This is a genomic window from Mesorhizobium sp. M7A.F.Ca.MR.362.00.0.0 (genome assembly GCF_004023175.1).
Classification (GTDB): domain Bacteria; phylum Pseudomonadota; class Alphaproteobacteria; order Rhizobiales; family Rhizobiaceae; genus Mesorhizobium.
Map to the genome: position 1 here is coordinate 1 of NZ_RZTF01000937.1, position 385 is coordinate 385.

Sequence of the window (385 nt, forward strand, 5' to 3'; positions counted from 1 at the left end):
CTGCTAGAAAACAGCCGCCGAGGTCCGCGACATATCCTGACAGTCAAGCCTGACGATCGTGGCTATCGCGGAATCGGAGTTTCAGGCCTCAGCGTTTTGGATCCTCGCGGGCTGGGCGGCAGCCAAGGTGAAAAGGCCATGGCTGCGCGTCGGTGGCGGCCCTAAGGCGACGTGGCGCTCAGCTCGGCGGCTGTTGCGCGTGCATCCAGTCAGCGGCAGCCTGCGCTTTGCTTGCGGCGGTGAAGATCGCCCGCGCATCGCCCTTCAGCACTTTGAGCCAGGATGCCACATAGGCTGCGTGGTCAGGACGGGGATGATGCGCCAGGCCCAGATCGGCCAAGATATAGGCTGAAGCAAGTTCGGCGGTCCGTTCTTCGACTGCCAA

Annotated in this window: 1 protein-coding gene; it reads right to left on the reverse strand. The window is 63.1% G+C overall.

All coding sequences use genetic code 11. The features are described 5' to 3' along the window. Positions 1-178: 178 nt before the first annotated feature. A partial coding sequence (locus EOC06_RS38595) for a zincin-like metallopeptidase domain-containing protein (RefSeq protein ID WP_245470475.1) occupies positions 179-385 on the reverse strand: 207 nt, incomplete at its 5' end.